The 23779-nt window shown below is 64.2% G+C and carries 30 protein-coding genes; 18 read left to right on the plus strand and 12 right to left on the minus strand.

Features of this window, described 5'->3' with window-relative positions:
* The first annotated feature begins 102 nt into the window (after window positions 1–102).
* The gene (locus D578_RS0106420; protein WP_018949146.1) at window positions 103–873 is read left to right on the plus strand and encodes a S9 family peptidase; all 771 of its coding nucleotides are present in this window, start codon (window positions 103–105) and stop codon (window positions 871–873) included.
* Between the two features lie 129 nt (window positions 874–1002).
* Here D578_RS0106420 and D578_RS0106425 read toward each other — a convergent pair whose 3' ends face one another.
* Window positions 1003–1743 carry a ferredoxin--NADP reductase gene (locus D578_RS0106425; protein ID WP_018949147.1) on the minus strand — a complete coding sequence of 247 codons (741 nt, stop codon included), beginning with the start codon at window positions 1741–1743 and terminating at the stop codon, window positions 1003–1005.
* Between the two features lie 115 nt (window positions 1744–1858).
* On the opposite strand from D578_RS0106425, the gene D578_RS0106430 reads away from it, so the two are divergent.
* Window positions 1859–2440: a thioredoxin family protein gene (locus D578_RS0106430; RefSeq protein WP_018949148.1), complete on the plus strand. Its 582-nt coding sequence runs from the start codon at window positions 1859–1861 to the stop codon at window positions 2438–2440.
* A 176-nt stretch (window positions 2441–2616) separates the two neighbouring features.
* Window positions 2617–3147: a hypothetical protein gene (locus D578_RS0106435; protein ID WP_018949149.1), complete on the plus strand. Its 531-nt coding sequence runs from the start codon at window positions 2617–2619 to the stop codon at window positions 3145–3147.
* Between the two features lie 370 nt (window positions 3148–3517).
* On the opposite strand, the gene D578_RS0106440 is transcribed toward D578_RS0106435, so the two are convergent.
* Complete coding sequence (locus D578_RS0106440) at window positions 3518–3874, minus strand: hypothetical protein (protein WP_018949150.1); 357 nt, start codon at window positions 3872–3874, stop codon at window positions 3518–3520.
* 98 nt (window positions 3875–3972) lie between these two features.
* On the opposite strand from D578_RS0106440, the gene D578_RS0106445 reads away from it, so the two are divergent.
* Window positions 3973–4179, plus strand: a complete 207-nt coding sequence (locus tag D578_RS0106445; RefSeq protein ID WP_018938259.1) for a hypothetical protein — start codon at window positions 3973–3975, stop codon at window positions 4177–4179.
* 108 nt (window positions 4180–4287) lie between these two features.
* Here the strand turns inward: D578_RS0106445 and D578_RS0106450 are convergent, their stop codons facing one another.
* From D578_RS0106450 to nadA, 3 genes are all read right to left on the minus strand, one after another.
* The gene (locus tag D578_RS0106450) at window positions 4288–4620 is read right to left on the minus strand and encodes a DUF5615 family PIN-like protein (protein WP_018949151.1); all 333 of its coding nucleotides are present in this window, start codon (window positions 4618–4620) and stop codon (window positions 4288–4290) included.
* The gene (locus D578_RS0106455; RefSeq protein WP_018949152.1) at window positions 4621–4845 is read right to left on the minus strand and encodes a DUF433 domain-containing protein; all 225 of its coding nucleotides are present in this window, start codon (window positions 4843–4845) and stop codon (window positions 4621–4623) included.
* Window positions 4846–4974: 129 nt separating this feature from the next.
* Window positions 4975–6057: a quinolinate synthase NadA gene (nadA, locus tag D578_RS0106460; protein WP_018949153.1), complete on the minus strand. Its 1083-nt coding sequence runs from the start codon at window positions 6055–6057 to the stop codon at window positions 4975–4977.
* A 134-nt stretch (window positions 6058–6191) separates the two neighbouring features.
* On the opposite strand from nadA, the gene D578_RS0106465 reads away from it, so the two are divergent.
* The 6 genes from D578_RS0106465 (at window position 6192) to D578_RS0106490 (ending at window position 8697) form a co-directional block, all read left to right on the plus strand.
* Window positions 6192–6623, plus strand: a complete 432-nt coding sequence (locus tag D578_RS0106465) for a hypothetical protein (protein WP_018949154.1) — start codon at window positions 6192–6194, stop codon at window positions 6621–6623.
* The gene (locus tag D578_RS0106470; protein ID WP_018949155.1) at window positions 6620–7159 is read left to right on the plus strand and encodes a protein disulfide oxidoreductase; all 540 of its coding nucleotides are present in this window, start codon (window positions 6620–6622) and stop codon (window positions 7157–7159) included. The genes D578_RS0106465 and D578_RS0106470 overlap by 4 nt, the downstream gene beginning before the upstream one ends.
* Before the next feature lie 210 nt (window positions 7160–7369).
* The gene (locus D578_RS0106475; RefSeq protein ID WP_018949156.1) at window positions 7370–7621 is read left to right on the plus strand and encodes a type II toxin-antitoxin system Phd/YefM family antitoxin; all 252 of its coding nucleotides are present in this window, start codon (window positions 7370–7372) and stop codon (window positions 7619–7621) included.
* Window positions 7618–7872, plus strand: coding sequence for a Txe/YoeB family addiction module toxin (locus D578_RS0106480; RefSeq protein WP_018949157.1), 255 nt, complete (start codon window positions 7618–7620; stop codon window positions 7870–7872). Before D578_RS0106475 ends, D578_RS0106480 begins: the two co-directional genes overlap by 4 nt.
* Before the next feature lie 202 nt (window positions 7873–8074).
* Window positions 8075–8317 carry a type II toxin-antitoxin system Phd/YefM family antitoxin gene (locus D578_RS0106485; protein WP_018949158.1) on the plus strand — a complete coding sequence of 81 codons (243 nt, stop codon included), beginning with the start codon at window positions 8075–8077 and terminating at the stop codon, window positions 8315–8317.
* Window positions 8317–8697, plus strand: coding sequence for a type II toxin-antitoxin system VapC family toxin (locus tag D578_RS0106490; RefSeq protein WP_018949159.1), 381 nt, complete (start codon window positions 8317–8319; stop codon window positions 8695–8697). Before D578_RS0106485 ends, D578_RS0106490 begins: the two co-directional genes overlap by 1 nt.
* Window positions 8698–8804: 107 nt before the next feature.
* Here the strand turns inward: D578_RS0106490 and D578_RS0106495 are convergent, their stop codons facing one another.
* Complete coding sequence (locus D578_RS0106495) at window positions 8805–9671, minus strand: SUMF1/EgtB/PvdO family nonheme iron enzyme (protein ID WP_018949160.1); 867 nt, start codon at window positions 9669–9671, stop codon at window positions 8805–8807.
* A gap of 274 nt (window positions 9672–9945) precedes the next feature.
* On the opposite strand from D578_RS0106495, the gene D578_RS0106500 reads away from it, so the two are divergent.
* The gene (locus D578_RS0106500) at window positions 9946–10470 is read left to right on the plus strand and encodes a GspH/FimT family pseudopilin (protein ID WP_018949161.1); all 525 of its coding nucleotides are present in this window, start codon (window positions 9946–9948) and stop codon (window positions 10468–10470) included.
* Window positions 10471–10479: 9 nt separating this feature from the next.
* On the opposite strand, the gene D578_RS0106505 is transcribed toward D578_RS0106500, so the two are convergent.
* Window positions 10480–10890: a type IV pilin protein gene (locus tag D578_RS0106505; RefSeq protein WP_018949162.1), complete on the minus strand. Its 411-nt coding sequence runs from the start codon at window positions 10888–10890 to the stop codon at window positions 10480–10482.
* Window positions 10891–11079: 189 nt separating this feature from the next.
* Here D578_RS0106505 and D578_RS0106510 point away from each other — a divergent pair, with 189 nt between their 5' ends.
* The 6 genes from D578_RS0106510 to D578_RS0106535 all read left to right on the plus strand — a co-directional run bounded on the left by D578_RS0106510 (window position 11080) and on the right by D578_RS0106535 (window position 16269).
* Window positions 11080–11640 carry a GspH/FimT family pseudopilin gene (locus D578_RS0106510; protein ID WP_018949163.1) on the plus strand — a complete coding sequence of 187 codons (561 nt, stop codon included), beginning with the start codon at window positions 11080–11082 and terminating at the stop codon, window positions 11638–11640.
* Window positions 11634–12452 carry a prepilin-type N-terminal cleavage/methylation domain-containing protein gene (locus D578_RS0106515; RefSeq protein ID WP_026289221.1) on the plus strand — a complete coding sequence of 273 codons (819 nt, stop codon included), beginning with the start codon at window positions 11634–11636 and terminating at the stop codon, window positions 12450–12452. Before D578_RS0106510 ends, D578_RS0106515 begins: the two co-directional genes overlap by 7 nt.
* 73 nt (window positions 12453–12525) lie before the next feature.
* Window positions 12526–13779: a PilX N-terminal domain-containing pilus assembly protein gene (locus D578_RS0106520; RefSeq protein ID WP_018949165.1), complete on the plus strand. Its 1254-nt coding sequence runs from the start codon at window positions 12526–12528 to the stop codon at window positions 13777–13779.
* A gap of 30 nt (window positions 13780–13809) precedes the next feature.
* A complete protein-coding gene (locus tag D578_RS0106525) occupies window positions 13810–15225 on the plus strand; it encodes a prepilin-type N-terminal cleavage/methylation domain-containing protein (RefSeq protein WP_018949166.1) in 1416 nt (471 codons plus the stop codon).
* A gap of 427 nt (window positions 15226–15652) precedes the next feature.
* Complete coding sequence (locus D578_RS0106530; protein WP_018949167.1) at window positions 15653–15883, plus strand: type II toxin-antitoxin system Phd/YefM family antitoxin; 231 nt, start codon at window positions 15653–15655, stop codon at window positions 15881–15883.
* On the plus strand, window positions 15883–16269 hold the full coding sequence (locus D578_RS0106535) for a type II toxin-antitoxin system VapC family toxin (RefSeq protein ID WP_018949168.1): 387 nt from the start codon (window positions 15883–15885) through the stop codon (window positions 16267–16269). Before D578_RS0106530 ends, D578_RS0106535 begins: the two co-directional genes overlap by 1 nt.
* 266 nt (window positions 16270–16535) lie before the next feature.
* Here D578_RS0106535 and typA read toward each other — a convergent pair whose 3' ends face one another.
* The 3 genes from typA to speA form a co-directional block, all read right to left on the minus strand.
* Window positions 16536–18353, minus strand: coding sequence for a translational GTPase TypA (typA, locus tag D578_RS0106545; RefSeq protein WP_018949170.1), 1818 nt, complete (start codon window positions 18351–18353; stop codon window positions 16536–16538).
* A 267-nt stretch (window positions 18354–18620) separates the two neighbouring features.
* Window positions 18621–18863 (minus strand): YcgL domain-containing protein, encoded by a 243-nt coding sequence (locus D578_RS0106550; RefSeq protein ID WP_018949171.1) that lies wholly within the window; start codon window positions 18861–18863, stop codon window positions 18621–18623.
* Between the two features lie 4 nt (window positions 18864–18867).
* On the minus strand, window positions 18868–20772 hold the full coding sequence (speA, locus tag D578_RS0106555) for a biosynthetic arginine decarboxylase (RefSeq protein ID WP_018949172.1): 1905 nt from the start codon (window positions 20770–20772) through the stop codon (window positions 18868–18870).
* 293 nt (window positions 20773–21065) lie between these two features.
* Here speA and speE point away from each other — a divergent pair, with 293 nt between their 5' ends.
* Window positions 21066–21917: a polyamine aminopropyltransferase gene (speE, locus tag D578_RS0106560; RefSeq protein ID WP_018949173.1), complete on the plus strand. Its 852-nt coding sequence runs from the start codon at window positions 21066–21068 to the stop codon at window positions 21915–21917.
* A 154-nt stretch (window positions 21918–22071) separates the two neighbouring features.
* Here the strand turns inward: speE and fetB are convergent, their stop codons facing one another.
* Both fetB and D578_RS0106570 read right to left on the minus strand, forming a co-directional pair.
* Window positions 22072–22878, minus strand: a complete 807-nt coding sequence (gene fetB, locus D578_RS0106565; protein WP_018949174.1) for an iron export ABC transporter permease subunit FetB — start codon at window positions 22876–22878, stop codon at window positions 22072–22074.
* Window positions 22869–23489 carry an ATP-binding cassette domain-containing protein gene (locus D578_RS0106570; RefSeq protein ID WP_018949175.1) on the minus strand — a complete coding sequence of 207 codons (621 nt, stop codon included), beginning with the start codon at window positions 23487–23489 and terminating at the stop codon, window positions 22869–22871. The genes fetB and D578_RS0106570 overlap by 10 nt, the downstream gene beginning before the upstream one ends.
* Between the last annotated feature and the right edge of the window lie 290 nt (window positions 23490–23779).

Genomic DNA, 23779 nt, shown 5'->3' on the forward strand with positions numbered 1-23779 from the left:
CGGGAGACACCCCGCGTGGCCATTCGGATGGTCAAACCCGTATGATCGCAGACCGTCCCCGGCGGGACCATAGCAAGCCTTCATTCATCCGGAGCCCACCCGATGGCGACCCACAACACGCCGCTGACCGTTCAGACCCCGCGCGGCATTCGCCTCGGCGGCGTAGTCGTCGCGCCCGAGGCGGATGCCATCCGCGGACAGGCCTGCATTGCGCACTGTTTCGCCTGCTCCAAGGACTTCCCCGCCACCGTACGCCTGGCGCGCGCCCTGGCCGCGGAGGGCATCGCCACGTTGCGCTTCGATTTTATGGGGCTGGGCGACTCCGAAGGGGAGTTCCGTGACAGCACGCTGGAGACCTACTGCGAGGATCTCCACTCCGCCATCGAGGCGCTGGAGACCCACACCGGGCGGCATACCAACCTGCTGATCGGCCATAGCTTCGGCGGGGCCATGGCGATCTATGTAGGGGCGCAGCGCGAGTCACTGGACGGCATCGTGACGATCGCCGCCCCCAGCCGCCCCGGGCATGTCGCCCACCTGTTCGGCGATACCGCGGAGGAGATCCGCCGCGAGGGTTCCGCCCGTATCAGCATCGGCGGGCGGCCGGTGGAGATCGGTCGCGCCTTTATCGAGTCGATCGAGGAGCCGACGCTGGATTCCGCACTGGAGACCCTGGAGCAGCCACTCCTGCTGCTGCATGCACCGGGCGACACCGTGGTCAGCGTCGATCACGCCCGCAAGATTTTCCAGCAGGCCCACCACCCGAAGAGCTTCGTCGCCCTGCACCAGACCGACCACCTGCTCTCGCGCCCGGAACACACCCGCTACGTCGCCGGCCTGATCCGGGCCTGGGCCGCCAACCTGCTGGATTGACCGCCGGGACACCCGAGAACGGTGGAGGCCAGCCCTCTGGCCGATCGAGCCTTACCCGCGCCGCAATCGCCGAGAGGGCCCGGCTCCTACAACTCCAGAGCCACGGATGCCTCCTCGGATGAAGGCGCCTTACCAGTAATTTTCGGTCGTGATCTGCCCCGGCTTGCGCCGGCGGTTCTTCTCCAGCCCACGCTCTTTCAGGATGTCGGCGGTGTCCTTCACCATATCCGGGTTGCCGCACAGCATGACCTGGGAATGCTCCGGCGTGATCTTCAGCCCGGCGTGATGTTCCAGGCGACCCTCGGCAATCGCGGCCGGCACGCGGCCCTCGAGCCCACCCGGACACGGTTCCCGGCTGACAAACGGGATGTACTGGAACCGTTTCGAATCACGTTCCTGGAACTGCCGGATCGTGTCCTGGTAGGTGAGTTCTTCTGCCTTGCGCACCGCGTGGATCAGGCGGATATTCTCGAAGCGTTCCCACGGGGTATCGGTCTTCAGCATGGACAGGAACGGCCCCAGCGCAGTGCCGGTGGAGAGCAACCACAGGTCGCGGCTGTCCGGCAGCTCGTCCAGGGTGAAAAAGCCGGTCGCCCGCGGCATCAGCTCCACCGTGTCGCCCGGCTCCAACTGCACCAGGCGGTTGGACAGTGGCCCGTCCGGAACGGTAATCAGGTAGAAGTCCAGCGGCGTTTCACCCGGCGCATTCACGTAGGAGTACGGCCGCGCCACCGGCTCGCCGTCGATCTCCAGACGCAAGCGGTTGAACTGCCCGGCCTTGAACGACTCGACCTCGGCATCCACGCGCAGCGAGAACAGCCGATCGGTCCACTGCTTGCGCTCCTTTACGACCCCGGTCACCCAGCCCATATTCCTTACTCCATTACTCGGGTATTATCTCGAAGAGTGCTGGCGCGGCCGGAAGGTTTCAAGCACCCCCGGCCAACACCGTATAATTGTCGCAAATCCGAACACTGGAGCAGTCATGGCCCGCACCCCCTCGCAGATGATCGAACTCGGCACCGAGGCACCGAACTTCTCCCTGCCGGACGTCGTCTCCGGCGAGACCATCAGCCTCGACAGTTTCCCCGATGCGAAAGGCTTCATGATCGCCTTTATATGCAATCACTGCCCGTTCGTGCAGCTGGTCCGCCACGAGTTCGCCCGCTACGGCCGCGAATACTCGAGCAAGGGCATCGCGGTCATCGCGATCAACTCCAACGACATCCAGGCCGTCCCGGACGACGCCCCGGACAAGATGAAGGACGACGCCCGCCGCTTCGGCTACAACTTCCCCTACTGCCTGGACGAAGACCAGTCCGTCGCCAAGGCCTATCACGCCGCCTGCACCCCGGACTTCTACCTGTTCGACGCCGAACGCAAGCTCTATTATCGCGGCCAGTTCGACGCGTCCCGCCCGGGCTCCGACACCCCAGTCACCGGACGCGATCTGCGCGCCGCCAGCGACGCGCTCCTAGCCGGAAAGCCGGCGCCTGAGCCGCAGCACCCGAGCCTCGGCTGCAACATCAAGTGGCGCCCGGGCAACGAGCCCGACTACTTCGGCTGAACCGGGCACTCCTGTTCAAACAAGCCTTTGTTGGGAACAGCCTTGTGGGAACGGGCCTGCCCGCGAATGCCCCTGCCCGCGCCAGATCCTGGCCGGAGCATTCGCCCGCGGGCCGCCCCTAACAAACACCTCGCTGCGCCGTATACTGGCCTCATCCACCAGCCGGGGATCGTCGCATGCCGCCCAATAACGTAATCGACGGCCCGCGCGTCACACCATGGCGCTGCCCGTCCTGCCAGGAGTCGGTCCCGCGCCTGCTTCCGAACGGCGCGCCCAACCGCATCCCGGTCGCACCCGAGCGAATGGCACTGCCGGACGCCACCGTGCACCAGGCCTGCGCGCGCGTGCAGGGCCTGCGGGCGCCGGAGATCTGCTATGCCTGTGACCAGGCCTATCAGGAGCTGCTGGGCACACTGGTACGCCCACCCGCCGAGCTGGGCGATGCCCGTAGCGACCCCGGCCTGAACGACACCGGCCTCATCGGCGGCCTGCTCCCCATCGCCGACCAGGGCACACAGATCCTGATATTCAACATCATCAACGAGGAACTGCGCTGCACGGAGATCGAGCGCCTGACCAGCTTCAATCCCGACCGTCTCACCTACCCCGGCTCACGCGGCGCCATCGCCCCACGCATCTGGGCGCTCTACGAAGACCACCTGGCCCAGCTCCACGCCCGCGCACCCGTCCCCTACCACCCCGAGTAGAACGGCCCACCACCCACTCCGGCCAGGGCGGTGGCCCCTTCATTCCCGGCTTACGTCTCCCCGCTCGATGCCGTACCGAGGGCCACACCCCTCGTTCCGTCATTCCGGAAACCGAGCCGCCCCGCCCGACGTCATCCCGGAAACCGCGCAGCGGTTATCCGGGATCTCCTCGCCAAACCCCACCCGCGAAGCATCGGGGTTTCGGCTGGAGATTGCCACGGCCCCTCGCGGGGCCTCGCAATGACGCAGGATATCGTCGTCCCGGCCGAAGCGAAGCGTAGAGCCGGGATCTCGCCGGTATGGGGCAGGGTCAGGAGATCCCGGATAACCGCTGCGCGGTTTCCGGGATGACGAACGTGGAGAGGATGCGTCAGGCGTCGTCTTCGGCGTCCACACGCGCGAGCATGCGCATCCCGCCAACCATGCAGCGCAACGCATCGACGGTCTGCAAATCGAACGCCGCCCCGGTCTCGGCGGGCAGCCCCCAGTACTTCGGGCGACAGGTGGCCGGACGATCCTCGGGCATGACACGCGCCGCAGCCGCGTCGACCGCCACGAGCAGATCGGCCCAGGCCAGATCCTCGTCCGTCACCTCGGCCATGGCCCGCGCCGGGCGCACCTCGATCCAGTCCTCGAACTCCGCTGCGGCGCCCAGCTCGGCCACACGCGCGGCCCGCCCGTCGGGTCGCGCGGCCGCCACCAGCAGACGCGCCCGCCGCTTAAACATCTCCGACGCCCCGAAAGCCCATTTGTCCAGCCACCGAGGTCAACGCCAAGCTATATTCAGAGATACTAATTACCCATCGCATACGGAGAACGGACACCATGGCCCACCTCGACTGGTCGCATTATCCGGTGAATGAACTGAAGCTCGTCTACAGCACGCTGCACGCGCAACTGACGCTGGAGCCCGAGCTGATGGATTCCGAACTGATGGCCGACCTGCAGACCCACCTGCAGCAGGCAGCAAAGGCTGCCGGCGTGGACGCCTCCACCCACTCGCAGTGGGCCGCGTGGCTTAACGACCGCTAACCCCGACAACCCTTGTCGTACAGTCGCCCGCCCATCTTTTGACCAATGGGCGCCAAGGAGCGCCCAAACACCGAGGGGGCGCGACGCCTAGAATCCGGTCGATACGGGTTAATCGACCTCGATAAGCAAATCACCCCGCTCCAGGGCTTCCAGGACCCGGGGCAACAAGGGCTCAAACCATTGAAGCAAAGCCGCCTTCCGGGTGTTGCCGACTCTGAGCCACACCACAGCCGGTTGATCGGACGAGCCCGCAGATCGCCAAACGGCGAAATCTTCATCCTTGGTCAAGATCACGGCGCCCGTCCGGGTCGCTTCCGCCCAGATCGCCTTGTCAGAGGCAGACAGCAATCCCACATCCGCGACATGATCGGCTTCCACACCCCGATCAACACGCCAGCGCGCCAGCGCCGGCGGCAACTGTGCGTCGACCAGAAAGCGCATTCAGGCTACGTGAAGGACAGGGTGGTCCGTCTGTCGCGCAGCAAATTGCAACGCTGCGGTGATATCTTCAGCTTCTAGATAGGGGTAGTCCTTGAGGATCTCTTCCCGAGAAGCCCCCGCAGCCAGAAGATTCAGGACATCCTTAACGCGGACACGCGTCCCCCGAATACACGGCCGGCCGCCACATGTCTCGGGATCAAAGGTGATGCGCTGCAATTCGCTCATGCCAACCTCCTGCACATGCCACGGAACGACTCCCGTTAGAGTGTACCCGCATAGCTGAAAGTGTTCGCGCGCACCCGCAGCTTGCGCGGGAAGGGATTGCTTCGCCTGCTGGCAATCCGCTCGCTACCGCTACGCGTCGCCTTCGGTAGCCTTGCGGTGTTCGGCGGCGAAGTCGAGCATGCGCTGCGTGGCCACCAGGGCCTTCTGGCGCGCGGTCTCGTCGACGAAGATCTCGTTCTTGGCCGGTTCGTTGGTGTCTTCCAGCGTCTCGGCCAGAGAGACCAGATCGTTCATCGCCATCCACGGGCAGTGCGCGCAGCTGGTACAGGTGGCGCTTTGCCCCCCGGTCGGGGCCTCGATCAGCGTCTTGTCCGGGGCAGCCTGCAGCATCTTGTAAAAGATCCCCTTGTCCGTCGCGACAATGAATTCCTGCTCCGGGCGATCCTTCACCGCCGCGATCAGCTGGCTGGTAGAGCCGACCACGTCCGCCTGGTGGATCACCTCGCGCGGGGATTCCGGATGGACCAGCACGGCGGCGCCGGGATGCCGGCCGCGCAGGTCTTCCAGCGCCCAGGATCGGAACTCGTCATGCACCACGCAGGAGCCATCCCACAGCACCATGTCGGCGCCCGTGGTGCGGCGGATGTAGTCGCCCAGGTGCTTGTCCGGGGCCCAGAGAACCTTCTTGCCCTGGTCGCGCAGGTGCTCGACCAGCGGCACGGCGATGCTGGAAGTGACGACGTAATCGGCCTGCGCCTTCACGTCCACCGAGGTATTCGAGTACACCACCACGGTGTGATCCGGATACTGCGCACGGAATTCCGCGAACGCGTCTGCCGGGCAGCCGAGATCCAGCGAGCACTCCGCCTCCAGCGTCGGCATCAGCACACGCTTCTCCGGACTCAGGATCTTGGCCGTCTCGCCCATGAAGCGCACGCCGGCCACCACCAGCGTCTCGGCCGGGTGTTCCTTGCCAAAGCGCGCCATCTCCAGGGAGTCGGACACGCAGCCGCCGGTCTCGTCCGCGAGCCGCTGCAGGGATTCGTCCACGTAGTAATGCGCAACCAGCACCGCATTGCGTTCGATCAGCAAGCGCTTGATGCGGCGCACCAACTCGTCGCGCTGGGCGTCGGTCAACGCGTGCAACGACGCCGTCACATGGTCCGTGCGCGGCACGTGGAAAATCGGTTTTTCGGCCACCGGTGCGTTCATCTGCCCTCTCACCCCAGCATCCGGGGTAGATCATCGTCTGCTAATAGTACGACAGGGCCCAGGCCGCTGTCGTTCCTGCACATTGTGGGGTCGTACCCACGCATCCCAACCACCCCGCCTATAATGCGTCCGCCATGACCGACCTAAAGCAGCACTACAAGGCGATGACGTTCGAGGAACGCATGGACCTGGCCCTCTCCGCGGACCTCGAGGCGCGCTGGCGCCCGCTGCTGGTGCGCGATCAACACGCCCAGGTGAAGGCGTATTTCTCGCGGCGCATGGACCTGACGCCGGAAGAGGTCGTCCTGCTGCTGGCCGACCCCAACCAGACCGTGCGCCTCAACTGCGCCAAGCGTCCGGATCTGACCCCGGACCAGGTGGAGGCCTGCGTGAACGACCGCGACCCCAATCTGCGCTACTTCGTCGCGCGCAATCCGCTGTTGAACGAGGCCCAGAGGGAACGCCTGATGGAAGATGAGGACGAACTGGTACGCATCGCGGTGCGCAAGGGCCCGAAGAAACGTGGTACCCGCGCCCGCCCTGGACAAGCCGAGATGATCCGTTGACCGAGACCCAGCCAGAAAAACCGAAACGCCCCAAGCCCTCCCGACGCCGCCGCGCGCTCAGCTGGGGCATTCAGATCGGCCTCGCGCTGGTGATCTTCCTGGCCGTGCGCGCCTGGATGGCCCGCGACATGGTCGAAGGCCCGGCCCCAGAGTTCGAGGCCCTTCTGCTGGATGGCACGCCGGTATCGCTTGCGGACTACGCGGACGAACCCATGCTGCTGCACTTCTGGTCCACCTGGTGCCCCATCTGCCGCCTGGAAGAAGGCGAGATCGTGCGCCTGTCGCAAAGCCACCCGGTACTGACGGTCGCGATGCAATCCGGCACGGAGGAAGATGTGCTCGATCACCTGAACGAGCGCGAACGGGAATTGGCTGTAATCAACGACCCGGACGGCGCCCTATCCGCGCGCTACAACGTTCGCGGTGTGCCGGCCACCTTCATCATCAGCCCCGACGGCGAAATCGTCTTCCGCAAACAGGGCTACGCCCCGCCTCTCGAACTCCGCCTGCGCCTCTGGCTCGCCCGCTGGCTGTAGCGCCTTCCTGCAAACGGTGCAGTTCGCTTCGCTCAGTGCACCCTACGCGCCGTAGTCCGACTGTAGGATGCGGTTGAGCGCAGCGAAACGCATCACTCCCCAACCCGCCCCAATAAGCGTCCATCAACGATGGGCCGTCCGCTTGCGGCGGGTCACGCTAGGCCGTACATTATCCCGTACATGTACAGCCATGTACCGCAGAGGCACCCCATGGACGCCATTAGCTACACAGCGGCCCGGAGCAATCTGGCCAAGACGATGGAAAAAGTCTGCGAAGACCACTCCACGATCATCATCACCCGTAACAAGGCGCCCTCCGTGGTCATGATGTCGCTGGAAGACTATGAAGCCCTGCAGGAAACCGCCTACCTGCTCCGGGCGCCGGAGAATGCTCGACGCCTGCTCGCAGCGGTCGCCGAACTGGAAAAGGGAGGGGGCAAAGAACGGAGCCTGGACGAGTGAGGCTGCTCTTTGCAGAACTGACCTGGGAGGACTACCTCTACTGGCAAAGACACGACAAGAAAACACTTCGCCGCGTAAACGAGCTGGCCAAGGCCATCCAGCGCGCCCCGTTCACGGGCATCGGGAAGCCCGAGCCCCTGAAACACAACCTCGCTGGCTACTGGTCCCGCCGAATCGATGGTGAGCATCGCATTGTCTACAAAGTAGACGACAACACCCTGCTGATTGCGCAGCTCCGCCACCACTACTGACCGAAACATCGGGCGCGCCACAGTTCGCAACCAAGCAAACGGTGCAGTTCGCTTCGCTCAGTGCACCCTACGCCCCACCATCCCCGAGTAGGATGCTGTTGAGCGAAGCGAAACGCATCAAAATGGCCGTGGCCAGCAACCCAGCTTCTTGCCCCCCAACGCGCACAAGTTACACTTCAAAGTGTAACCAACGGAGGCCGCCATGGAAGCCACCACCAAGGACATGCGCCTGCACAGCCGCGAACTGCTCGCCGCCGTGGACCGGGGCGAGGAGATCGAAATTACGTATCGAGGTCGCCTGCGCGCCAAATTGGTCCCATACCAGCGCACCGTGGCCCCGCATACGCGCGCCGACCATAATCCACTGTTTGGACTCTGGCGGGACCAGGAAGGCTCAGTTGACGAACACGTCCGACGAATCCGGCAACCGAGGAACTTCAAGTAATGCTAGTGGACACGGACGTCCTGATCTGGAATCTGCGCGGGAATCAGCGAGCCAGCGAATGGCTCGACAGCTCACCCGGATTCACAGTGTCCGCCGTAACCTACATGGAACTCATCCAGGGCCTCCGCGACCAGACCGAATTCCGCGCGCTGCGCCAGGCCGTCCAGTACTGGGATGCCCGCATCCAGCCGGTAAGTGAAGCCATCTCGAATCGGGCGACCTTCCTTGTCGAGACCTACGCCCTCAGCCACAACATGCAGATGGCGGATGCCCTGATTGCCGCGACAGCCACACAGCTGGGCCTGCCACTCGTCACGGCCAACGACCGGCGCTATCGGCACATTGAGGGTTTGGAAATACACCTGTTTCGACCCGAATAACGGATCGGTGCAGTTCGCTTCGCTCAGTGCACCCTACGCTCGATAATTACCCGAACGCCGTAGGATGCGTTGAGCGCAGCGAAACGCATCGCCCTCGGGCGAAGCGACTAATCGTCCAGCTCGCGCAGGACGCGGAAGCCCAGATTGGTATCCATCTCGTCGATGTTACGCCGGCGCCGGGCGGCGCTTCGGGTATTCACGGCGGGGTCGAACCAGGAGCCGCCCTTGGTCACCACCCACTCGTTTTCGGGGTCTCGGCGATAGACGCCATCGCGCGGTAGCGATTGGTGCCCGTCGCGCCAGGGAGTGGAGGTGAACTCCTGCACGTTGCCGTGCATGTCGTACAGCCCCCAGAGGTTCGGCTGGAAGCTGCCTACCTCAAGCGGTCGTGACAGCGGAAAACAGGCGGGTAGATACCACCTGCGCCGCTGGCGTCGCTCCTCGTACGGGAACAGCGAATTGAAGTGCACATCGCGGCACCCGACCACCTCGCCAAAGGCAAACGGCGTGCGGGTGCCGGCCCGGGCGGCATACTCCCACTCCGCTTCGGTCGGCAGGCGGTAGCGCTTGCCCGTCTCCTCGCTCAGCCAGTCGAGATACTGCTGGATGCTATCCGGCTTGACGTTGAAGACCGGCATGCGCGGGCTGCCGGGCCAGACCAGCCAGTCCCAGGGCTCCCAGCCGGTCGCGGCCTGGAACGCCTCCCACTCCTCAAGGGTGATCTGATAGCGCCCCAAGGCAAACGGTCGCTCCAGAACCACAAAGCGCCGCGGCCCCTCATGCGGCTGATAGCCATACTCCGAGGCATCCGAACCCATCTCGAACTCCCCGGCCGGGATCACCTGCAGCTCCGGCGTCGGCGCGCCGGAGCGCGCCTCATCGCGAAAGCCGACCGATCCGCCCACCTTGCGCGCCGCCTGCTGCTGCAGATCCAGCAGATCCGCCTGATCCATCCGCTGCACGTCCGTCACCATGAGCCTGTTCACCTCCAGCACCTTCAATTTCCCAGCACATGCCACGCCGCGTCATTACGGACCCGCCGGCCCGTCATTGCGAGCAAAGCGAAGCGATCTCCTGCCGCATCCGCAGCATCCAGTCAGAAGCACCGCCCGCATGCCTGCCGGGACCTCTGACTTGTAGGCAACCTGTCGCCGGCAACGTTCCAGCACCACCCGAACGGGCTCGTGGTCCCAGGCGCCGCGCTCGTCTATGCTCTCGCATGCACGCGATCTCAGGGAGGAGACGACGATGCAGACTTGCAAGGGAATCACGGCCATCGAGCTGATGGTCGCTTTGGGTGTGCTATCCATACTGGCCATGCTCGCCGCCCCTAGCTTCGGCCAGATGATCGAGCGTCAACGCGTCATCGGCGCCACCAACAGCCTGCTCAACGCCATGCACCTCGCACGCAGCGAGGCCCTCAAGCGCAACGAGCGCGTCACCCTCTGCCCGTCGGCCGACGGCACTACCTGCCGCACCGATGGCGACTGGTCCGAGGGCTGGATCTGGTTCGCGGATCGAGGAAATTCGGGGGAACGGGGCGAAGACGACCCACTACTCGGCCACGCCGCCCCACACCTCTCGGACCTGCACGTGACCGGCAACACACCGGTACAGGACTACGTCTCCTACGTGCCGCGAGGAACCACGCAGCGTGTCAACGGCGCACTACAGATGGGGAGTTTCCGGATCTGCGGTGGCGCCACCGAGGGCCGCCGCGTAATCGTCAGCAGCCTTGGACGCCCGCGCAGCGAAATCTTCGTTTCCTGTTGAACAATACCGCTACCAGCACTCTTCCGGAGTCCCCTTGGAAGACCCGCCAGTGACCTCCAGCTCAATAGGGTCGCAGTTGGTGTCATTTTTCTGTCGTCCCTGCGGAGAAGCGACAGCGGTGTAACGGGAACCCTTTGTAGCCTCTTTGATCTCTATAGCGAGTTCGTAATGAGTATCAGTCGAAGTGGTCGGCAGCCCCAACGTCCCAAGATCTGATGCGTATGCCCGATTGTTCGCTCGCCAGCGCTCCTGCTCCAGCTGAATACGCAGCAGCGAGTCATGCGCATCCGCCCGCTGCGACTTCAGTATGTAGTTCTGGTAGGACGGGTACGCGATTGCCGCCAGGATGGCCACGACCGCGACCACGATCATCAGCTCGATCAGGGTAAATCCCAGCGCCTTCGTGTTTGCTGCCTTCATCGCTCTATCCCCTCGGAGACTTCCGTTTTCGCCAAACCCGATTCCACCACAATCGCCCGCCAGCGAGCCCTGTCAATATCGCGAGTGGAAGCATTCGCACCACGAGCGGTAGCCAGACGACATGCCCAAGATACCCCAAACCGTATAATGGGAGTCGAGACCTCCCTTCCTCCTGCCCGGGGACCACGCATGGCCGCACCGCTAAAACCCTTCGGCTTCACCCTGATCGAGCTCATGATCACCATCGCCGTGCTGGTGATCCTGGTCACGCTGGCCGCTCCAGCCTTCAACTTGGCCGAGCAGCGCCGTGTAATCGGGGCCGCCGAAAGCGCCCTTGATCAGATCCAGACCGCCCGCAGCGAGGCCATCAAGCAAGGGCGCGATATCCACTTCGTGAGCCACCAGGTGGACGACGACGGCAACGCCTGGTGTCACGGCATATCCAGCACCCCCGCCTGCGACTGCACCGTCGACGACGAGACCTCCGCGGACGCGTGCACCATCGTGATGGCAGGTGACGAAGACGCAGTGCTGCGCACCACCAGCTCGGATGATTACCGCAACGTCTCGATGAAGGGCGAACAGACCATCACCTTCAATCACGTGCGCGGCACCGTGCAGGGCGACCGGTCCGATCTCGTCTTCACCTCATCGCCCAACGCCTTCGAGATGCAGGTACAGATCAATCCGATCGGACGTCCTCGCGCCTGCGGAACCAACCGCGCCATGGGGGCCTACAGCAAATGCTGAACCATACTCGCCTCATTTTGACGCCGCGCCTACCCAACGTCGCCCGCCGTAGTAAAGGCTTCACTCTCGTGGAGCTCATGGTCGGCATCGTAGTGGGCATGATCGTGATTGCTGCGGCCACCTCCCTCTACCTGACCGTGATCCAGAGTAGCGCCTACACGACCCAGGAAGCTCGATTGACGCAGGAAACCCGCATCACGATGGATCTGATTGCCAATGACATCCGGCGCTCGGGATATTCTCATCCCGAGCGCATCGCAGAGGACCCCGACGAGGAACGAATCCCAGCTAACCCGTTCATGGAGTCTGCCCAATGGCTGCAGGCCCATGATTTCGATGGCAACAGCGGGAGCTGCATCCTGGTCAGCTTTGACCCGACTTTTCGCTACGATCCGACCGCGGTGACGCCCACGCATGATCTTAGCGATCTCGTGAACGACGGAGAGCAGTACGTCTTCGGCTATCGGCAAAACAAATATACCGTCGAAATGTTGACGGGCGGCCTGACCGACACATCCACCTGCGAAGGCGGCACATGGGAACCCCTGACCGACCCGCAGACCACACAAGTCAACCGCCTCGAGTTTGATTCCAGCCCTTCCAGCTGTATGAAAGTAGACGCGGACGGTGACGCCTCCGGACCAGTTTACGGGCCCTCCCCATGCAACAGTCTGGGCAATAACGACGGCGATGTCTTCGCCGAAAGCGCTCGTGTGACGGTAACACTCGAGGCCGTACATGCGGACAGCAACACCACGCAGGTAAATCACTCCGACACCGTGAGTGTGCGGAACCTGCGGATTTTCGACTAACGGCCCGCTCCGAGGGAGCCTGAAGATGCCCCAGAACACCTCTTGCAATCATCTCGGCCGGCGACAGGGAGGTATGGCCACCCTGCTGATCGCGCTGATCATCATGATCAGCGTGACACTCGTAGTCATCTTTACCGCGCAGACGGCCGTGCTCGAACAACGCATGTCGGGCAATGAAGTCCGCATGAAACAGACCAACGTCGCCGCGCAGGCTGGCCTGGAACGGGCAATGGCCTACATGCAGCAGAATTCAGTGCCCACCGTACTCTCTGAGGACCAAGGTTTCGCTACCGGCGAATACCGCGTGGCATTCCTCGATGCAGAGGTTTCGGGCGACGCCCTTGGCACGATCGACGACGTGTGCCCCGCGGATCCGAACAACTTCCCGGCTCAGAGCACGATCAACCAATTCCGCAAGACCTGGGACGGAACCTCTGAACCTCTGGAGGGCGACACCCTGCAGGAGGCTGTGGTGTTCGCCTGTGGCTGGAGCGACGACCGCTCCGGCCGCAAGGCGCTGATGGTCGGGATGCAGGCCGGGCCGGCCGTAGCCAACCCCCCGGACAATCCACTGCTGGCCCGGGGCGGGATCGACGTGGCAGGCAACGTGGGGATCTACAACGCCTACACCAACCTGACTATCCGATCCGGCAGGGAGGCAGACATCTCGGGCGCAGCGGGCACCACCTACATGCGCGACCCGACGGAGCCACCACCAACGCTGGAGGAAGACGTCCCCGCTCCCGGGCCGAACAATATGGATCCGCGCTACCTCGAAATGAGCGCCAAGGACCAGATCGGTCTTGATGTTGTCGACTTCGACCCCGGCCTGAACCAGGGCAGCGGAGACGATTTTTTTGAAAATTTCATGGGCTACACCAAGGAACAATACCGCGAGAACGTCGCCGCCCACCGACTCGACCAAGGCGATCTCGACCAAACCGATGGCGATGGCAACTCGATTTCCTACGACAAATGGGGGCAGACGATCTGGATCGACGGTCAAGGCGGGGAAGTCACGATCAGAGGCCAGGTCGGCAACCGCGATAACCCGGTGGTCCTGGTTGTCGACGGCGACCTGAGGTTGGCCGGCTTCTTCGAGGAATTCCACGGGGTGCTGTATGTCGCCGGCAACCTTACCGGCTCGGGGAACCCAGAATTCTACGGCGCAACCATTATCGAAGGCGATGCCGAGATCACCGATGACCCCACCGCGACCGTCAGCGGGCGCCCGAATTTCGTTTTCGACCCCGTGGCTGCAGGTGGCGGTGCTAGCTCGGGTGCCAAGGGCATGATGTCCGGCACGTGGCGCGACTGGAGCAACTAGTCCGCGCAAACCAGCGTTCGAGGGAAAACAATGAACCACCATCGAAAGAAACAGTCACGCGGCATCAGCCTCATCGAGGCGTTGATCGCCCTCGCCGTGCTGGGCTTTGGGCTCCTGGCCATTGCCAAGCTGCATGGCGAGCTGACCGCCAGCACGGCGGAATCCAAGGCGCGGGCGGAGGCCATGCAGATCGCCGAATCCCGTATGGATGCCCTGCGCAATCACCTGGAAGCGGGCGATAACCAGGACGACACCCACGGGTTCGCCGTTGTGGCCACCACACTGGAAGAGACCGGGATTCCCGGGATCAACGCGACATTCAACGTGTCGGTGAACCCTTACCCCATCAACACCTCGGCGGTACTCGATCCTTCCGACCCGGGTTATCAAGGCTATGCCGACGTCGAAGTCGAGGTAGCCTGGACCGATTCGCGGGGTGACCCCCAGAACGTCACCCTGAGCAGCGCGGTCGCATGGAACGACCCCCTGAATTCGATCAACCTCGCCCGCGGCCGCCTGGCCGGCGAGAACCTGATCGGCAGCCCGTCCGGGGCCGCCCGCCGCCCCGGTGAGCTCATCGAAAGCGCCGACGCCGAAACGACCACGGAACTCCATGGCGGAGACTACGAAATCCGCGAAGTCGACGGCCGCATCCAACTGGTGGATACCACCGGTGCCGAGGACACCCCCCTGCTGGAGACGCGCACCCCCGGGTTCAGCACCATCAGCGGCCTTCTGCTCGCCTACGACATGACGTCAGAAGAACTGGAAGACATCCGCGTCGATCTCTCCGACTCCGGACACTGTGTAAATACTCCCCTCACTGATGGAAACCCGCCAGGTTCCGTCGGCAATGAGGACCATCCACACTACTCCAATATCCAAGGCATCTTCTATCGGTGCTACGTCGGGGTTGGCTGGTTCGGAAACATCGGGGTGGTCAACCAAGACGGTGGCGTCACCAACATGCCCAACGACCTCTGCGTGGGGGATCCCACGGTCAACGATACGGTGGCTTGGAACTCCCGCGAGCCGGTGGAATCCCTACGACGCCGATACCGCGGCTACGATGGGACGCGGGCCTACGGCATCGGAGACGGCCCAGAAATCACAACGCCAGAGGTCATGCATCTCGGTACGCAGGTTCCAGACGATGCGCCACAGGCGATCACGGCACTATTTGACGAACCCGGCCTGTATGGAGACCCCTTCGTTCCGGATGACTACGTAGGGCACTTCTTTTTGCTCGCCGGCACGGGTGGCAACAACAGCTGCCGAAGCCGTATGTTGGACACCCAAGGCGAAGAAGCTCCCGGACACAACGTCACTTGGTTCGAGGAAACGATCCAAAATGACTACACAGGCAACAGCGGCGAAAACTACTGCTTCCTGGAGATCGACCCGATCGGAGGCGAATGCGAAGCGCCACCCGGCGACGAGGGTTAAGACTCGAACCAGAGGTTTAACGCCTTGCACAGGCCCCACACGCCCGTGTGGATGCGACGCCTACGACAGTAACGGGGAGATGGATTTAGCCCCCTGCAGGACCCAGCCCTGGCTTCGATAAGAGGTCAGGGCTTTTTCTTGTTCACGTCACACGTCAGCGGGCTACGGGGTCAACGCAGCGCCGGGGTCAAACCTTGCCTTTTGCCCCATGACCTCTGCCTTGCCCACCAGTCCGCCCCATCCCCGTTCGGCCTTAACATGCCCCTTGAGCGTCAAGACGCTTCGCAAGGACCAGCGCGAAGCTACGGGGTCAAACCTTGCCTTTTGCCCCACATCCCACGGACCCCGCCGCCCCGCAAACGCGATTGCTCCGCACTGCGGCGAGGGATAGACTAAGTCTCATGACTAAGTCGTATCGAGGACAATCATGAGCACAACGGTCAACGTACATGAGGCGAAAACGCATCTATCGCGACTTCTGAAGCGCGCGCATGACGGCGAGGAAATCATTCTGGCCAAATCGGGCCGCCCCTATGCGCGTCTGGTTCCATTAGAAACCGCTCCTCCGCAGCGTCAACCCGGGCGTATCAAGGGCCGCGTCGAGGATGCCTTCTTTGACGCGTTGCCGGAAGACGAACTGGCCGCCTGGGAAAGGTAGTGCGCACCCTGCTCGATACTCATGCCTTGCTTTGGTGGTTTACCGACGACGCACGGCTCTCCACGAATGCGCGCGAGGTGATCGGGGACGTGCAAAACACCGTGCTCGTGAGTGCCGCCAGCGCATGGGAGATTGCCACCAAGCACCGCCTGGGAAAGCTCGATATCGGCGGCGAAATCCTTCAGAGATTTGATGAGCTAATCATCGCCGACGGATTCACGCACATGGCCGTGAGTTACCGACATGCAATCCATGCCGGGGCTTACACCGTGAATCACCGCGACCCCTTCGATCGGATGCTGGCGGCACAGGCAGAGCTGGAAGGCGTCCCATTGGTGACGGTGGATCCCGCGCTCCATGCCTTCCCGATACGGTGCCTTTGGTAGCAGCCTTCAGGCGTTCGCCAGCATCCGGGTCACCCACGCCTTCATCCCGGGTACCGCGCAGCGGTGAGCCGGGATCTCCTTCATACGGGCGCCGTTTCCACACTGCCCCGGGTACCCCGTAGAGATCCGGGATAATCGCTTTGCGATTTCCGGGATGACGTAGGCCTTCATTCCGGCGGCTCGATACACAACGAAAAGCGCCCGGCGGATGAACCGACCGGGCGCTTTTTTTGCCTTGGCCCCTGGAGGGGCGTTGGCGCTAGCGGTTACGCCGAGGCGCGGGAGGCCTTCTTGCGCTCGTGTTCCACCAGGAACTTCTTGCGGATGCGGAGGCTCTCCGGGGTGACCTCGACCAGTTCGTCTTCGTCGATGAACTCGATGGCCTGTTCCAGCGTCATGCGAATCGGCGGGGTGAGCTGGATGTTCTCGTCGGTACCGGACGCACGGACGTTGGTCAGCTGCTTGGCCTTGAGCGCGTTTACGACCAGGTCGTTTTCGCGCGAATGCAGTCCGATGACCATGCCCTCGTAGACCTCTTCGCCGGGGCCGATGAACATCTTGCCGCGGTCCTGCAGGTTAAACAGGGCAAAGCCCAGCGCCTTGCCGGTGGCGTTGGCGATCAGCACGCCGTTCTGGCGCGAGGCGACCGAGCCGGGCTGGTACGGGCCGTAATGGTCGAAGATGTGATGCAGGATGCCCGTGCCGGAGGTCGCGGTCATGAACTCGGTCTGGAAGCCGATCAGCCCGCGCGAGGGGATGATGAAGTCCAGGCGCACGCGGCCCTTGCCGTCCGGGACCATGTTGGTCATGTCGCCGCGGCGTTCGCCGAGCTTCTCCATGATCGTGCCCTGGTGCTGCTCCTCGATGTCCACGGTGACGGCCTCGTAAGGCTCCTGCCGCACGCCGTCGACTTCCTTGATGACCACCTCGGGGCGCGCCACGGAGAGCTCGTAGCCCTCGCGGCGCATGTTCTCGATCAGAATGCCCAGATGCAGCTCGCCGCGGCCGGAGACCTTGAACTTGTCCGGGTCCTCGCCCTCTTCGACGCGCAACGCGACGTTGTGCTTGAGCTCTTCCTGCAGGCGGTCACGCAACACGCGCGAGGTGACGTACTTGCCTTCGCGCCCGGCGAACGGCGAGGAGTTGACCTGGAAGGTCATGCTCACGGTCGGCTCGTCGACGGTGAGCGGTTCCATCGCCTCGACGTGGTTCGGATCACACAGGGTGTCGGAGATGAACAGCTTGTCCATCCCGGTAAACGTGATGATGTCACCAGCGCGGGCCTCTTCGACCTCCACGCGCTCCAGGCCGTGGAAGCCCATAATCTGCAGCATGCGGCCATTGCGCACGCCACCCTCGCGGTCCACCACTTTCACCGGGCTATTCGGCTTGATGTGCCCGCGCTTCACGCGGCCGATACCGATCAGGCCCTGGTAGCTGTTGTAGTCCAGCGAGGAGACCTGCATCTGGAACGGGCCTTCCGCGTCGACGTTCGGCGGGGACACATGCTTGACGATGGTCTCCAGCAGGCAGGTCATGTCGCCTTCGGTGACGCTGGAATCCATGCCGGCAAAGCCGTTCAGCGCCGAGGCGAACACGATGGGGAAGTCCAGCTGCTCGTCGGTCGCGCCCAGGCGATCGAACAGGTCGAAGACCTGATCCACGGCCCAGTCGGGGCGCGCGCCGGGGCGGTCCACCTTGTTGATCACCACGATCGGCTTGAAGCCCATGGCGAAGGCCTTCTGGGTGACGAAGCGGGTCTGCGGCATCGGGCCGTCGACCGCATCTACCAGCAACAGCACCGAGTCGACCATCGACAGCACGCGCTCGACCTCGCCACCGAAGTCGGCGTGTCCGGGGGTGTCGACGATGTTGATGCGGTAGTCCTTCCACTCGATCGAGGTGTTCTTGGCGAGAATCGTGATCCCGCGTTCCTTCTCGATGGCGTTGGAGTCCATGATCCGCTCGCCGTGATCGCCACGCTTGTCGAGGGTGCCGGACTGGCGCAGGAGCTGGTCGACCAGCGTGGTCTTGCCATGATCAACGTGGGCGATGATGGCGATATTGCGAAGCTTCTCGGTCATGGAATGCAAACTCTAGATACTGGCAAAAGGGCGGACACTATACAGAGTTATGCGTTGGCGCGCTGCTACTTCCACGTTTTCAGAGCAGATTCCGCGCCGATCCGTGCCCACCTCGCCCGCCATGCCGGTCGAAGCACAGCGCAGAGCCCGGATCTCCCGCGGCCGTCTCCTCGCTGGGGAGATCCCGGATCACCGCTTCGCGGTGTCCGGGATGACGGAGTGGGCCTGGCCCCCGCCGACGGAAAGGCCGGAGCGGATGGGTCAGGGCTAGCGGTCTTCTTCCGGGGGCGGGAACTGGAGGTGGAAGCCCTGCTCATCCAGGTTGGCCAGGACCTTCTGCGGGTCTTCCTGGGCCAGGGTGCGCTCGGGGGTCAGCTCGAGTTCGAGCGCGAATTCCAGGCGACCGAGCGCCCGAACCACGCCCTCTGGGAGCTCGGAGAAATCATCCTTCTCCGGGAGGTACACATAGGTGTCGGCGCGCTTGGTCGCGCGATAGATGTAGCACTGCATCGGTTCAGTCCTCGAGATAGGTGTAGCCGGTCAGGCCGTGTTCCAGTTCCGCCAGCAGGCGCCCGGCGGCCTCGCCGCGCAGGCCGATGGCGTCGATCTTGGCGCGGAAGGCGCGGCGCAGGTCGTCCGGGGCAAAGTGCACGTAGGAGAGCAGTTCGTCCACGGTATCGCCGCGCTCGGGGTTCAACAGGCGATAGCCACCCTGCTCGGTCAGTTCCACGTTCACCGTGTCGGTATCGCCGAACAGGTTATGCAGATCACCCAGGATCTCCTGATAGGCGCCAACCAGGAAGATCCCGAGATAGTACGGCTCGCCCGGGTGCCACGGGTGCAGCGCCAGGGTGGTGTGCGTGCCCTCGCGCTCTACGTAGTGCTCGATGTGGCCATCGGAGTCGCAGGTCAGGTCCTGCAGCACGGCGCGCCGGGTCGGGGCCTCGTCCAGGCGGTGCAACGGCATGATGGGGAAGATCTGGTTGATCGCCCAGGTATCCGGGATCGACTGGAACACGGAGAAGTTGCAAAAGACCTTGTCCGCCAGCTTGTCGGTCAGCTCCGCATGGATCTCCGCCGGCAGCGCGTCCGGCTGTGCCAGCAGGCGCTGGCACAAAGCGAAATAGATCGCCTCGGCGCGCGCCCGGTCCGCGAGCGACAGCATCCCGCGGGCGAAGCGCGCCTGCAGGTCGGCCAGGCCGAAGGCGGCGTCGTGATAGATCTCCGAGGCCGGGCGCTCGTGCTCGTCGAGCAGCGCGCGCATCGCGGCGATCTCGGGCAGCTCGTCGTCCGGCGCGGGCGGCACATCGCCGTCCCCGGGGGCCGGCTCGCAGTCGATCACGTTGGTGATCAGCACCGCGTGGTGCGCGGTGAGGGCCCGCCCGGACTCGCTGAACACCTCGGGCATGGCCAGGCCGTGCTCCTCGCAGATGCGCTTGAGCGGGCGCAGGATGTTCAGCGCGTACTCCTCCACCGAGTAGTTGATGGAGCATTCGTTGCGCGAACGCGAGCCTTCGTAGTCGATCCCGAGGCCGCCCCCGACATCCACCACCTGCAGTGCGGCCCCGGCCTCGGTCAGCGCGGCGAAGTAGCTGGCCGCCTCGCCCATCCCGTTCTGGATGTCGCGGATGTTCGCAATCTGCGAGCCCATGTGAAAGTGCAGCAGCTGCAGCCGGTCTAGCCAGCCAAGGCCGCGCAGGCGCTCCAGGATCCCCAGCACATCCGCCGCGGACAGGCCGAACTTGGCCTTCTCGCCCCCGGTGTTCTGCCACTTGCCCTTGCCGATCGAGGCCAGGCGCACGCGCAGCCCCAGCAACGGCGCAACGTCCATATTCTCGGCCTGGCGGATCACCTCCTCGAGCTCGGAGGGCTTCTCGATCACGATGTTTACGCGATGCCCAAGCTGGCGCCCGATCAGCGCCAGGCGCACGTACTCGCGGTCCTTGTAGCCATTGCAGATGATCGCGGCGCCCGGACGCGACTGCGCGAGCACGGCCATCAGTTCCGGCTTGCTGCCGGCCTCCAGCCCCACCCGCGGGGTAAAGCCATCGGCATCCGGCGCATCGCCCGCTGCCAGAATCTGATCCACCACGCTGCGCTGCTGGTTCACCTTGATCGGATAGATCGCGGTGAATGCGCCCTGGTAGCCCAGCTCGCGGGCCGCGGCATCAAAGGCCCGCGCCAGACGGCGCACGCGCCCGTCCAGCACGTCCTGGAAACGCACCAGCACCGGCGGCCCGATATGCTCCTCGCGCAGACGCCCGGCCAACTCATGCAGATCGACACCCGGGTGATCCGGCCAATCCGGTCGCCGCATCGCCACATGGCCAGCGTCATTCAGATCGAAAAAGCCACCATTCCAGTGGTCGATCCCGTAGGTGGCGCGGGCCTCATCCAGATTCCAGGGCGTGACGGTCATGGCGATACCGGGTTTTCAGAGCTAGGAATGCCCCGTCATTGCGAGGAGCGAAACGACGAAGCACATAAGCAGCGTAGCTGCATTGAACGGCCACAGGCCGGCCCGAAGGGCGAGCGCAGCGAGTAATCTCTTGTCAAAATCACCGGATCCCAGCGCCGTGCTCGCTTCGGGAGATTGCCGCGTCGCCTGCGGCTCCTCGCAATGACAGGTTGAGCAGAGTTGCCCGCAGGATACAGGGCACTATCATAGCGGCGCATCATACCGTCCACCGCATCCGCAAGGGGAGCCGCCCAATGGCACTCGACAACAACTGGTTCAGCGAACCGCACGAAAACATGGCGCTGTCCCTGCGCATCAAGCAGAAGCTGCACGAGGAACAGACCCCGTACCAGAAGATCGAGATCTACGAGACCGAGGCCTTCGGCAACCTGATGGTGATCGACGGCTGCGTGATGCTCACCGGCCGCGACAACTTCATCTACCACGAGATGATGTCGCACCCGGTGCTCTACTCGCACCGCGCCCCGAAGAACGTGGTCATCATCGGTGGCGGCGACTGCGGCACCCTGCGCGAGGTGCTCAAGCATGACGAGGTGCAAAAGGCCGTGCAGGTGGATATCGACGAGCGCGTCACCCGCCTGTCCGAGCAGTACTTCCCGGAGCTGTGCGACGCCAACGACGACCCGCGCGCCGAGCTCCTGTTCGACGACGGTGTGCAATATCTGCAGGACGCCACACCCGGCTCCGTCGACGTGATCATCGTCGACTCCACCGACCCGGTCGGTCCAGCCGAAGGACTGTTCTCCACCGCCTTCTACCAGGACTGCGTGAAGGCCCTGGGCCCGGATGGCCTGCTGGTGCAGCAAAGCGAATCGCCGCTCCTGCATACCGAGAGCATCATCCGCCCGATGCACGACAGCCTGCGCGCCGCCGGCTTCATCGATGCGTTGACGATGCACTTCCCCCAGCCCACCTACCCCTCCGGCTGGTGGACCTGCACCATCGCCGCGAAGGACTGCCCGGCCTCGTTCCTGCGCGAGGAGGCCGCCGAGGAGGCGACGTTCATCACCCACTACTACAATGCCGCCATCCACCGCGCTGCCGGCGCCACACCCGAGTTCTTCCGCCGCAAGCTGTTCGCCTGACGGGACCAGCCGCCCCGGTGGTTTGCCAGCCCAGGGGCCCCAGCCAACGCCTGTGATGCGGTTCGCTGCGCTCAGCGCATCCTACGGGGGCTCCGCTCCGCCTGGCGTCGTAGGGTGCATGGAGCGCATGCGAAATGCGCCCTACGGCGCCCGGCTACGTGTGGCGGCCGGGCTTGAGGCGGTCGAGGCGCAGGCGTTCGCGGGTGTCGAACAGGCGGCGGGAGGCGAACCAGACTGCACCGAGGGTGCCGAAGCCGGTGCCGGCGGTGATCAGGAACATGATCAGGATCTGGTACTTGACCGCCTCTACTGGCGGGGCGCCGGCGAGGATCTGGCCGGTCATCATGCCCGGCAGGCTGACGATGCCGGCGGCCGCCATCGCGTTAATCGTCGGCATCAGACCGGAGCGTGCGGCTTCGCGGCGCATCGTGGCGACGGCCTCGCTCCAGCCCGAGCCCAGTGCCAGGCGGGCCTCGATGGTGCGGCGCTCGCGCCAGACCGTCTGGGTCAGGCGGTCCAGCCCCAGCGCGATACCGGTCATGGTGTTGCCCAGCAACATGCCCAGCAGCGGGATCGCGTACTGCGGCTCCCACCACGGCGAGGGGCCCACCATCGTGGTCAGCGCGAGCACGGTGACGGCAAAGGCCGAGACGAACATGGTGACCGCGCCGATCCCGTAGCCCCACAGGCCGGCGAAACGGCGCTGCTGGCGGGCCATCACCTCGTAGCCGGCGATCGACACCATGATCAGTGCCATCAGCGCCACCCAGCCCAGGTGCGCGTGGTCGAACAGCGTCTGCAGCACCAGGCCGATCAGCAGCAGCTGGATCACGGTGCGCGCACCGGCGATCAGCAGGCTGCGCCCCAGCCCCATGCGCGCCCAGATGGTCAGGCCAGCCAGGGCAACGACCAGCAGCGCCGCCAGCGTCAAATCCAGCGCGGAAAGCGAGATCAGGTCCATGCGTTGACCTCCAACTGGCCGTCGCGGATGGTCAGGATGCGGCCACCCAGACGCTGGCGCTGCAGCGTGTCATGACTAACCCACAGCGCCGCCGCCTCTTCCTCGGCCAGATACGCCCGCACCGCGCGCTCGATGCGCTTGGTGTTCTCCAGATCCAGGTTGGCGGTGGGCTCGTCCAGCAGCAGGACGCGGGGTCGGTTCAGCAGCGCGCGCACCAGGCCCAGGCGCTGTTTCTCGCCGCTGGAGAGGCGCTCGACCTCCCAGCCCAGCGAGGCCTCCGGCAACGCGACCTGTTCCAGCAGGTGCAGGGCCGTCTCGCGCGAGAAGTCGGCCGGCAGGTGCTCGTCCACGCGCTCGCCCCACCAGGCGGTCTCGGCCGGCACATAGGCAACGCGCCGGCGCCACTGGACGGGCAGCATGGCGTCGCGCGCCTCGCCGTTCAGCATCACCTCCCCCGTGTTGGGATCGAGATCCGCCAGGGCGCGTAATAGCAGGGACTTGCCGGCACCCGAGGCACCGGTGACCTGCACCAGCTCGCCCGGCTGAACCGCCAGGTCCAGCGGGCCCAGCTGTGGCGTCTTCAGTTGTCGAACGTCCAGCAGGCGATCCATGCGACAGGGTTCCGGTGCGGCGAAAACCGGATCGTAACCGAAGCCAGGGTACTGGGATGAATGGCCGGACCGGGAGACGCTGCTTGCGCGGAAAAGGCGCGGACGCGGGATCGGGTTGCAGAGGGATGTTACCTGCGAGTCCGGCGCGGGCAGGGGCTTCGCGGGCAGGCCCACTCCCGCCCGGTATGGCCAACAAAAAAGGGCGCCCGGGGAAGGGGCGCCCAAAAGGCCAACATCCAAGTCGTGGGAGACTGTCTTGTCGGCGTCGGAGGAGACTTGTTCAGGATCGA

This window comes from Thioalkalivibrio sp. ALMg11, from assembly GCF_000377905.1.
Lineage (GTDB): Bacteria > Pseudomonadota > Gammaproteobacteria > Ectothiorhodospirales > Ectothiorhodospiraceae > Thioalkalivibrio.